Here is a 10,830-nt window from a genome sequence, read left to right as displayed (position 1 = left end):
CCGCTTCCTTTCCGTTCACTTGCATTCTTTCTATTATACCAAGCGGAAACGGCTGTTGCCATCATTTGGCGTCAAAGAAATAAAAACGCCTTCCCGACATTAGGTTCAGTCGGTATGGCGCTCTTTGTATTATAATGGCATTTTCACGATGAAAGTCAATTTCCCGGCAGGCTCCGCTGTTACGTATACGTCTCCTTTGTACTGCTTCGCGATCGATTTGACGATGGAGAGCCCTAAGCCCTGATGGTCCTGCTGCTTAGTCGAATAGCCAGCTTCGAAAATCGGCTTCGCTATCGCTTCATCCGCATTTTCGCATGTATTCGTCACCGTAAACTCAAGGAAATCGGCCGTCTGCTTGCCGGCAAGGGTTACGTGGCGGCTATCCTCGGCATATTTTAGCACCTCGTCAAACGCATTATCGATCAAGTTGCCGAGCATGCGATTGACATCTAGCGTCCTAACGCCCATCTCCTGCATATTAAGTCCTGTAAACGAGCAGCTGAACTGAATTTTATTGCTTTCCGCTTGCGAAATTTTCGAGCGCACAAGCGCCGCTATGGCCGGATTTCCGATATTGATAATATCGTTCATCATCCGAATATCGCCGGTCAGCTCCTTCGTATACGCAACGAGCTCCTGCGATTTATCGAGCTCCGCCAATGAATGAATCGTCTGTACATGATTCAAGAAATCATGTCTTTGCGCCCTTATCGATTGGAACATTTGATTGATCTCATCCACATAGGTCTCTTGCGTGACACGAACGACCTTATCGCGCGAGTGTCTGTAGTATCTCATCGCAACAACGGCAATCAACAAGCTTAAGAAGGTTACGATAACAATAATAATGCCTAAATTAAGAAACTGTGAATCCAGCTTTTCTTGAATAACATGATAATCAGAAGTAAGCATCAGTACGTAGCTATTCATCGGCCGGCCATCTCGATCCGTTATGTTGATGCCTTTTTCGTTAACGAATGTCGGAATGTACATTTTGTAAATTTCTTTGCCATTGACATTTTCCCTAAGGGTAACTGTCTTTTTTGAGAAATAAGCTTTGCGCACCAAGCTCGTATCCTGCGCAGTCTTTATCGTATACGAGCCATAAAAGATCGGCTCTTGTACTTTATGACCTTGCACAAGGCCCTCCGGATTAATCGTTTCTTTCCCATCCGGGAACGTTTCCGGGTTAATGAATGCAATTTCTAATAAGGAATCGCTGGTTTGGACCGAATTTTCGATCATGCGATGAACGCCCGTGGCGTTCTCATACGCTTCCTGCCGCTCATAATCCACATACGGGTCTATAATATAATTGGTCGCTCCGTCGTAATAGTAGCCCCATTTGTTGAGCTTATCCACATTGGTCGTAGATACCTCGAACGGTCCGCTCCAGAAATTCGGAAGCGATTGCCCAAGCCAGTCCACAGTAGCGTTCTTGTTCTCGAACAGCTGGTTAAACACCTCGTACCACGGCTTCCACGTTTTGGTACTCGTGTTCACTTGCTTCTCGTTTGACGATTTGTATAACACGATGTCATCGGGCAGCTTTTTTAGAAGCGTGATGTGGCTGAGGTCCAGCTTGTCGCGCAGCTCCATCAGCTGCTCTGACGTTACTTTCTCGATATCGGGATCAAGCGCATATTGGATGGCAATCGAAGCGGTACGCAGTTCGCGTCCAAGCTGATTTTGGAATAGCTCGGAGCCTTCGCGAGATTGCTCAAGGGAAATTTGAAGTCGATTCGCATGATTCAGGAGTTCTTCGTTAAAAGAGTCTTCCAGCGTTTTTTGGGTAAGAAAATAATAAGCCGTATTATTCAATAAAACTAAAACGACGATAACGCTGATCGCCACAAGCCATATGTTGCGTTGCATCTCCTGCATCTTGCCCTTCTATCTATATTAGCTTTCATTATGTAGCATCCTAAACCAAACGACAATACTATTTCGACTAACAAATGATAACAAATGCGCGAGCAATCGAAGAGAAGGATGCGACAGCTAACGTTTAACCGGTGATCTTCTTCCAAAATAAACGAACGGCCCATTTACGTTCCTGACGCTTCTTATAACGCGGAAGCATGCGGTAAATTCGCAGCCCTTCCTCGGTAGTACGCTTTGCTTCCTGCGTGTTTCCAAGCTTCTTATAAATAGTGGTTAGCTGATCATAAGCCTCGCAGGAAGAGGAATTGATAGCTTGAAAATCTTTTATATACGTTAGAGCCTTGTCTATCTGATCCTTCGAATAATGGGACGCAAATCGTAAATAGGGAGCGCCGTATTTGACACGCGGATTAAGTTCAAGCCCGCGAAGCATGCTGGCTACGCCCTTATCCTCTTCACCTGTATACAAGTAGCTCATGCCTAGGTCATCCCAGAACTCAGCGGAATCGTCCAGCGTATGCTGCAGCGGTTCAAGCCACCGCAATGCTTCGCTGTATTTCTTCCTCTCAAGCAGCAACCGGGCGAGCTCATGCTTTGATGACACATCATTTGGCGAGCTGTCTATTTGTTGTCTCAGTTTTCTTATTCTCGACATTCTCTTTAATGGTTTAAAAAGGCTTGGCGTCAATCCAACAAAGCGCCGATCCAGCATATAAAGCAGGATAAGCATAACGAGGATAGCGATAAATGGGTTGCCGAACAACCAAATCAAAAATACGAATAGACTAAATTTTAACATCTTATCCCCCTATAAATTCGGTGATCACTTTCACCTTGCACTCAAAAAACGGCGATTTATTGTCCAAATATGGTTCTATTATACCATAATTTTAACGATTATTGAGCAAAACTAGCAAATTATCACTATATCCAAGAGATGAATAATAAATAGGCTAAAAACTCAAACTAGTTGCGTATTAAGGCATTTGCATAAAATGGAGGATGAAAATGTTATGACTTCAAATGATACGCCAGATCAAACACTTACAACCAGGCAGGGCCATCCCGTAACTGACAATCAAAATATTCGGACCATCGGCAACCGCGGCCCTTCCACGCTTGAGAACTACCATTTTATCGAGAAAATCTCGCACTTTGACCGCGAACGTATTCCTGAACGTGTCGTGCATGGCCGCGGCGCTGGGGCACATGGCTATTTTGAAGCCTACGGCAAGCTGGGCGATGAGCCAATAGCAAAGTATACGAGAGCCAAGCTCTTTCAGAAGGCAGGCAAGCAAACACCTGTATTCGTTCGATTCTCAAGCGTCATCCACGGCGGCCATTCCCCGGAAACACTTCGAGACCCGCGCGGCTTTGCCACAAAGTTTTATACGGAGGATGGGAACTGGGATTTGGTCGGCAACAATCTGAAAATCTTTTTCATTCGCGATGCGATGAAATTTCCCGATATGGTGCATGCCTTCAAGCCTGACCCCGTCACGAATGTGCAGAGCATGGAGCGCTTCTTTGATTTTGTCTCGCAATCGCCCGAAGCTACGCATATGATTACGTTTCTGTTCTCTCCATGGGGAATACCGGCTAATTACAGGCAAATGCAAGGCTCTGGCGTCAATACATACAAATGGGTTAATGCCGAAGGCAAAGGCATTCTCGTCAAATATCATTGGGAGCCGTTGCAGGGCATTCGAAACCTGACCCAGACTGAAGCCGAGCAGCTTCAAGGCAAAAACTTCAATCACGCCACTCAGGATTTATACGAGGCAATCGAGCGCGGTGAATATCCGGAGTGGGAGCTTCAAGTCCAATGGATGAGCGACGACACGCATGAAGAGCTTGATTTCGATCCTCTCGACGATACGAAGCTATGGGATCCCGAGCAGTTCCCGATGCTGCCGGTCGGCAAGATGGTGCTGAACAAAAACCCGGAAAACTACTTCGCGGAGGTGGAGCAAGCGGCGTTCGGTACTGGCGTTTTAGTGGACGGTCTCGATTTCTCCGACGATAAAATGCTGCAAGGCCGCACGTTCTCTTATTCCGATACGCAGCGGCACCGCGTTGGCACCAACTATCTTCAATTGCCGATCAACGCGCCGAAGAAGGCAGTTGCTACCAATCAGCGAGACGGACAGATGGCTTTCTATATCGATATCGCGCCAGGTCAAAATCCGCATGTCAATTACGAGCCTTCTACGATGGGAGGCTTAAAGGAAGCAGAGCGTTCTGGAGAGCCGCATGAGCCGTCCTACTCGGCTAAACTAACTAAGGAGCCTATAGATCGCCAAAACAATTTCAAGCAAGCCGGTGAAACTTATCGCAAATTCGAGCAATGGGAGCGCGACGAGCTCATTGAAAACTTAGTAGACGCGCTCAGCAACTGCAGCACGGTCATTCGCGAGCAAATGATTCGGCACTTCTCGGAAGCCGACAGCGAATATGGCAGTCGTGTAGCAGAAGGTCTTAAGCAAGCGGATTCGAATCTTAAGGATAAAGGTCATGTCGGCACAACGCCAGCCAACGAAGGAATGGAAATCGCAAGCGAGCTTGGCCATTCCACTGACGGCTATTGAAAAAAAATGAAAGTGTAATTTTTCAAGCGATCAGCCTCTTGACGAAAGCGCTTCAAATTAATATGATGTTAATATTCAATTGGGTGATCACAAAGGTCATTCATTTGAATTTAACGATTATCCATAGTAATTGGCGTGTTACTCAACCTATGAGGCATGAGCCAAGAAGAGACTACCATCTAATTTTGAATTAGATCGGTTTTCTTTTCTTGGCTCTTTTTTTTGCCAATTGGGCATCTTACTAACAAAAGGAGGGATTTCAAGCATGGCTCGCGCATTTCGGGTAGAACGTGCGATCGGCAACAATGTACTATTGACGGCCGACCTGGAAACCGATAGAGAATACGTCATTTTCGGCAAGGGACTTGGCTTCTCGCTTAAAGCCGGCCAAACCATTGATAGTACAGATCCCCGCATTGAGAAGCGATTTCGTCTAGACGATACCGAGCAGATGAAGCAGTACCACTCCTACCTTGAGGAGATTGATCCAGGGATCATCGAAGTGACGGAGCGGATTGCGGAGCATATCAAACAGAAAACTGGCGTTGATGTGAATCCAAAGCTATTTTTTGCCTTGCCGAGCCACATCCAGTTTGCCGTTTATCGGCTTCGTAACGACATGGATATTGTAAATCCTTTTCTAAACGAGACAAAAAAGAACTTTCCGATGGAATATGAAATCGCTGCTCAATTAGCCGAATGGATCAGCAAGCAATTCGAGATTGAAGTACCCGAGGATGAGATCGGATTTCTATCGTTCCATATCCATTCCGGCATTCACAACGTGCCTGTCGGGCAACTAATTAAGCAAGCAGACCAACAATAGGAGGACTTACACATGCTATCCAAACTTTTTGGAAAATCAAAACAAAAAACGATTGAGATTTTAGCCCCTTTAACAGGTAAGGTCGTGCCTTTAACGGAGGTGCCGGATGAAGCCTTCGCAGGCAAGCATATGGGCGATGGACTCGCGATTGAGCCAGCAGAGGGTAAAATCATCGCTCCGTTCGATGGTACCGTATCCCATCTCATCCATACGAATCACGCCATCATCATTGAGCATGCGTCCGGCTTGCAGCTGCTTATTCATATCGGAATCAATACTGTCGCTTTAAATGGCGATGGCTTCCAAGCAAAAGTAGGCACAGGCGACACCTTCCAAGCAGGCGATACGCTTATAACCTTTGACCTGACCAAAATCGCGGCTGCCGGCTATCCCTCGGTCACGCCAATCGTCATCGCCAATCAGGATGATGTGAAGCATCTCGAGCATATCGTCGCTAGCGGCAACGTCTCTGCAGGGGAAGAGACCCTTCTTCGAGCAGAAATGAACAGCTAGACCAATGCCCCATTACATCTAAGTAGAAAAGAGGACGATAAGAACATGCTGGCCTTTCTTCAAAAAATTGGTAAAGCATTAATGCTGCCGGTTGCTTCGCTTCCAGCGGCTTCCATCCTGCTCCGCTTCGGCAATATCGATTATGTGAACGACTTCCATATGGGAAGCGCAGGACAATTTATTAATCAGTACATCGCGCCGTTTCTTGCTGCTGGCGGCTCCGCCATCTTCGATCACCTGCCGCTGATCTTCGCTGTCGGCGTAGCGATCGGCCTTGCCGGCGACGCCGTTGCCGCGCTCGCTGCCGTCATCGCTTATCAGGTGCTGATCACGGTTCAACTGAAAGTCCCTCTCGTCTTCACGGGCCTCGTGGGAAAAGATGTTGTCCTGAATATGGGCGTTCTAGGCGGTATCATTGCAGGTCTTATATCTGCTTACTTATATAAACGATTCCATACGATAAAGCTGCCTGATTGGCTGGGCTTCTTCAGCGGCAAACGCTTTGTTCCGATTATCACTTCGCTTGTAATGGTTATTGTCGCCCTGTTGCTTGGTCTTGTATGGGGGCCAGTGCAAAATGCGTTGGATTCATTCGGTCGCTGGATCGTCGATTTTGGCGGTATCGGCTCCTTCGTTTTCCTTACGGCAAACAGACTGCTTATTCCAACCGGTCTGCACCATGTCCTCAATTCGATCGCTTGGTTCCAAATTGGCGATTATACAGATGCCTCAGGCAAAGTTGTGAATGGCGACTTGACCCGTTTCTTCGCAGGAGACAAAACAGCGGGCATGTTCATGACCGGCTTCTTCCCGATCATGATGTTCGCTCTGCCAGCCGGCGCGCTTGCGATCATTCGTTCGGCACGCAAGGAGAAACGAAAGATGGTCGCCTCCATATTTATCGGGACCGCCTTCGCCTCCTTCCTGACCGGGATTACTGAGCCGCTTGAGTTTGCCTTTATGTTCGCAGCGCCGTTTCTGTTTATCATCCATGCTCTGTTAACCGGTTTGTCAGGCTTCATCCTTTATCAATTAGATGTGAAGCACGGCTTTGGCTTCTCTGCCGGATTTATCGATTACGCGGTTAACTTTCCGCTTGCGACAAATCCGCTGCTGATCATTCCTGTCGGTCTTGCGTTTGCGGTCGTGTACTATTTGTTATTCCGCTTCATGATCATCAAATTCAACATCAAGACACCTGGCCGCGAGGACGAATCCGTTGAAGAGAAGAAAGCAGCAAGCGCAGCATCTCCAGCTGATGGCGGCAGCAAAGCAGCAAACGTGCTGCATGCGCTTGGCGGTTCATCCAACATCGTAGGGTTGGATGCTTGTATCACTAGACTGCGCTTAGTTGTGAAGGACGAGACTGTTGTCAACGATTCACAGCTTAAAGGGATGGGTGCAGCAGGCGTTATTCGATTAGGCAAAGGTGCCGTACAGGTTATTTTCGGCACGCAATCCGAACAGCTCAAAGATGAAATTAAAAAAATACTGTAACTATACAGCTATTAGGAGTGGAAAACCGATGCAAAACAGCTTTATGATCCAAAACCCATTCGGCATTCACGCAAGACCGGCACGAAAAATCGTCGAGGCTGCAAAAACGTTCGCAGGTGCCGTTACGCTTGAGAAGGATGGCAAAAGCTTTAACGCGAAGAGCCTCGTTCATGTTATTACAGTTGGAGCTAGGCAAGGTGACAGCATTACGGTAGCTGCTGAGGGCGAACATGCAGAGGACGTTATCTCAGCAATTGGGGCGATCTTGGTTTCAGTCGAGCAGCATTTGGAAAAGGGGCAATAAATGATGCTTCTTCAAGGAATTGCCGCATCGCCTGGATATGCCATTGGAGTGGCTAGAGTATTATCGGCAAAGGCAGCGCAAATCGTAAAGGTACACCTCGCTGACAGTCAATTGGCTGAAGAGCTCAGCCGCTTCGATGCTGCAATTGCAGCATCCCGCGAGGAACTTGAAGCGATACATGGCAAGCTCATCGCTCAGCAGAAGGAGTCCGAAGCCGAAATATTTGAAGCGCATCTTATGCTGCTTGAGGACGAGGAGCTTGTTGACCGCTCGAAGGAGCGAGTTCGGGAAGAGCGGATAAATGCCGAATACGCCTTCTTTACAACCTCCGAGGAAATTGCCGAAATGATCAGCGCATTGGAGGATCCTTATCTGAAGGAACGTGCAGCCGATATTCGTGATGTAAGCCGTCGCGTGATAAATCAATTGCAAGGCATTTCCTCCGAGTCTTTAAACGATGTGACAGGTAAAATCATATTGTTTGCCGAGGATTTGACGCCATCAGACACTGCGCAGCTTGATCCAAGCAAGGTTGTTGGTTTTGCGACGCAAGCTGGCGGACGTACGTCTCATTCTTCCATTATTGCAAGATCAATCGGCATTCCGGCGATCGTTGGGATCGGCGGCTCGCTGGAAAATGTGGTAAAGGACGGTCAAACGGTCATTATCGACGGTGCGGATGGACAAGTCATTATCGATCCCGATGATGCTGCGCTTTCTCGTTATTCGCAATTGCAGCAAAAGCAGCTTGAACGTGAGCAATATTATCAAACGTATTTGAACCAGCCTTCCGTAAGCGGCGACGGCGCGCAGGTGGAGCTGGTCGCGAATATCGGCTCCGTGAAGGATGCAGAGCAAGCCGCTAAAGCTGGCGCTGAAGGCATCGGATTGTTCCGTACCGAATTTCTCTACATGGATGCAGCAGAGCTGCCGTCCGAAGAAACACAATTTGTTGCTTACCGCAAAGCAGCCGAAGCGTTTGGCAGCGATGCGCCTATCGTTATCCGCACCTCCGATATAGGCGGAGATAAGGAAATACCCTATATGAATCTTCCGAAGGAGGACAACCCCTTCCTTGGCTTCCGCGCGATCCGCATCTGCTTGGATCGGCCGGATATGTTCAAGACGCAGCTTCGGGCGATTTTGCGGGCGAGCGCTTTCGGCAATTTGAAAATCATGTTCCCTATGATTGCATCGCTTAGCGAATGGCGTCAAGCGAAGGCTATGCTGGAGGAAGTTAAGGTCGAGCTGATCGCAGCTGGCATAACATTCAACCCAAGCATCGAGGCCGGCATCATGATTGAAATTCCGGCTGCAGCTGTCCTCGCGGACAAGTTCGCGAAGGAAGTTGATTTCTTCAGCATCGGCACTAATGATTTGGTTCAATATACGATGGCAGCCGATCGCATGAATCCGAAGCTCGGCTACTTAAACGATCCGCTCCATCCTGCCATCTTGCTGCTGATCGAGCGCGTCATCTCGGCGGCTCATGCGAACGGCAAATGGGTCGGCATGTGCGGCGAAATGGCTGGACAGAAGCATGCTCTGCCGATCTTGCTTGGCCTCGGCTTAGATGAATTCAGCATGAGCGCAAGCGCAATATTGCCAGCGCGAGCTTTGCTGGCCAAGCTTTCCCAGCTGGAGATGAAGCAAGTCGCGCAATCGGTTCTTGAGCTAGGCTCGGCAGAAGAGGTTAGAGCTTATGTTGAGGAGCATGTTCAAGCGTTGAAGCAAGCATGCACATAAAGCGGGGCTGTTCAAACAAGGTTATGTACCTTGTGAACAGCCCCTTCTTTTCGCATGCTATATCCTAAACCTATTTCAAGTATAATAACGTGGCGCTGTCATGATTATATCGTAATTTGAAAAAGAAGCTTTTTCCCTTCATAGCGAAAATCAATATGTCCCTTATATTTCTCAACGGTTCTCTTTACGATAGTGAGGCCGTTCCCTCGCAAGGACTGCCCATCCTCCTTCGTAGTAAACCCATACTGAAAGAGGCTGCTTAATTCTTTATCCGTAAGCAAGGCAGCATTCTCGATGGCAAATTTATATTTTCCTTTATCGATTTTGCAAATGACACGAATTTCCTGCGGCAGCTCGCCGAACGACGCTTCTACGGACTCGATCGCATTATCCAGCAAATTTGAAAATAGCTTAACCAAATCCATAGACTCCATTTTATCAAAATCGATAAAGTCCGTATCAAAGGTGATGTCTATATTTTTCGAATGAGCAAGCTCCCACTTACTTTGGAACAACACCATCAAAAACGGATTTTTTACTCGGAGAGACAAATCCATTGTTTTGGACTCAGTCGTAAGCTGTCTCAAATAATCATGCGCTTTATCGTACATTCGAATGTCCATTAAGCCATTCAACACCTGCAGATGATTCATCAAATCATGCCTGCTTGATTTGATGGTGCCTACTATTTTACCGAGTTCAGAGATGTATGTCTTCTCCGATTCCTTCAAATCCTGCTTCAAACGTGCCTTGTACCATTTGTTCAACAAGTACACGCCTGCTAACAATAACAATGCGAACAAGACATCCAGTCCGAAGATATGCGAATTGCTCTTGATGACATGCTTGCTGATAAGACCTAAATCCTCAGCAGCTATATCGATTCCTACTACACCAATCATTTCGCCCTTCTCGTCGAATAAAGGAACCCCTATGGACATATAAGAGCCGGAAAGTTCATCATGAATAATGCCCGTGTAATAGTTCACCCCGTTCTTCGCACGAATCACCTCAGCAGGAGGGGCCGTACATGGAAATCCAATCGGCAAATCCTCCACAGCAGGCGGCCCGGCTGCCACCATGACCTTAGAGACTTCACTTTCATCCAGAAGCAAAGTATACACATAGAGGGCATTAATTCGTTTCCGATACTCTTCCAGATAAAGCTTCGTTTTCTGAAAATGCTCATCTTCCGATTTGGACAGGAGAAATTTCTTATAACTCTCTTTATCCAAGCCATTTGCCACTTCTATTGCAATTTCAGTATATTGCTTTGCCAGCGCGATTTCAGCGGATTTGCTCGTGGTCTTATAAGAGAAAAACAGCTTTATCCCGGTGAGCAAGCACATAATGGCAATTGATATGACGATAAAATAAATCATTTTTTTTTTTGTAGATAAAAGATTTGATATCATTGAAATAATCCCTTTTCAGCAATTATGTATTAGATTTAATCGGCGTTACTGCCGGCT

At 47.1% G+C, this 10,830-nt stretch carries 8 protein-coding genes and 1 pseudogene; 6 read left to right on the top strand and 3 right to left on the bottom strand.

Going from position 1 to position 10,830, the window contains the following annotated elements; all coding sequences use genetic code 11:
• Positions 1-129: 129 nt before the first annotated feature.
• Positions 130-1,884: a sensor histidine kinase gene (locus AC1TPC_RS17555; RefSeq protein ID WP_482068106.1), complete on the bottom strand. Its 1,755-nt coding sequence runs from the start codon at positions 1,882-1,884 to the stop codon at positions 130-132.
• 124 nt (positions 1,885-2,008) lie between these two features.
• On the bottom strand, positions 2,009-2,683 hold the full coding sequence (locus AC1TPC_RS17550; RefSeq protein ID WP_482068105.1) for a tetratricopeptide repeat protein: 675 nt from the start codon (positions 2,681-2,683) through the stop codon (positions 2,009-2,011).
• A gap of 235 nt (positions 2,684-2,918) precedes the next feature.
• On the opposite strand from AC1TPC_RS17550, the pseudogene AC1TPC_RS17545 reads away from it, so the two are divergent.
• From AC1TPC_RS17545 to ptsP, 6 genes and pseudogenes are all read left to right on the top strand, one after another.
• Positions 2,919-4,472 (top strand): annotated as a pseudogene (locus AC1TPC_RS17545) (catalase); the annotation flags it as partial.
• 265 nt (positions 4,473-4,737) lie between these two features.
• Positions 4,738-5,298: a CAT RNA binding domain-containing protein gene (locus tag AC1TPC_RS17540; protein WP_482068104.1), complete on the top strand. Its 561-nt coding sequence runs from the start codon at positions 4,738-4,740 to the stop codon at positions 5,296-5,298.
• Between the two features lie 12 nt (positions 5,299-5,310).
• Positions 5,311-5,811, top strand: a complete 501-nt coding sequence (locus tag AC1TPC_RS17535; protein ID WP_482068103.1) for a PTS sugar transporter subunit IIA — start codon at positions 5,311-5,313, stop codon at positions 5,809-5,811.
• 45 nt (positions 5,812-5,856) lie between these two features.
• Positions 5,857-7,308 carry an N-acetylglucosamine-specific PTS transporter subunit IIBC gene (gene nagE, locus AC1TPC_RS17530; RefSeq protein ID WP_482068102.1) on the top strand — a complete coding sequence of 484 codons (1,452 nt, stop codon included), beginning with the start codon at positions 5,857-5,859 and terminating at the stop codon, positions 7,306-7,308.
• 28 nt (positions 7,309-7,336) lie between these two features.
• Positions 7,337-7,612, top strand: coding sequence for an HPr family phosphocarrier protein (locus AC1TPC_RS17525; RefSeq protein WP_482068101.1), 276 nt, complete (start codon positions 7,337-7,339; stop codon positions 7,610-7,612).
• On the top strand, positions 7,613-9,358 hold the full coding sequence (gene ptsP, locus AC1TPC_RS17520; protein WP_482068100.1) for a phosphoenolpyruvate--protein phosphotransferase: 1,746 nt from the start codon (positions 7,613-7,615) through the stop codon (positions 9,356-9,358).
• A gap of 104 nt (positions 9,359-9,462) precedes the next feature.
• Here the strand turns inward: ptsP and AC1TPC_RS17515 are convergent, their stop codons facing one another.
• The gene (locus tag AC1TPC_RS17515) at positions 9,463-10,773 is read right to left on the bottom strand and encodes a GHKL domain-containing protein (protein WP_482068099.1); all 1,311 of its coding nucleotides are present in this window, start codon (positions 10,771-10,773) and stop codon (positions 9,463-9,465) included.
• Positions 10,774-10,830 lie beyond the last annotated feature (57 nt).

It is taken from the genome of Paenibacillus sp. Y280 (assembly GCF_056786335.1).
The sequence above is the reverse complement of the archived record's forward strand: the minus strand, read 5'-3'. Positions and strand labels throughout refer to the sequence as shown.

Coding starts and splice junctions, on each gene's coding strand:
- AC1TPC_RS17555 (WP_482068106.1), bottom strand. CDS start 1,884: ATGCAGGAGATGCAACGCAACATATGGCTTGTGGCGATCAGCGTTATC.
- AC1TPC_RS17550 (WP_482068105.1), bottom strand. CDS start 2,683: ATGTTAAAATTTAGTCTATTCGTATTTTTGATTTGGTTGTTCGGCAAC.
- AC1TPC_RS17540 (WP_482068104.1), top strand. CDS start 4,738: ATGGCTCGCGCATTTCGGGTAGAACGTGCGATCGGCAACAATGTACTA.
- AC1TPC_RS17535 (WP_482068103.1), top strand. CDS start 5,311: ATGCTATCCAAACTTTTTGGAAAATCAAAACAAAAAACGATTGAGATT.
- nagE (WP_482068102.1), top strand. CDS start 5,857: ATGCTGGCCTTTCTTCAAAAAATTGGTAAAGCATTAATGCTGCCGGTT.
- AC1TPC_RS17525 (WP_482068101.1), top strand. CDS start 7,337: ATGCAAAACAGCTTTATGATCCAAAACCCATTCGGCATTCACGCAAGA.
- ptsP (WP_482068100.1), top strand. CDS start 7,613: ATGATGCTTCTTCAAGGAATTGCCGCATCGCCTGGATATGCCATTGGA.
- AC1TPC_RS17515 (WP_482068099.1), bottom strand. CDS start 10,773: ATGATATCAAATCTTTTATCTACAAAAAAAAAAATGATTTATTTTATC.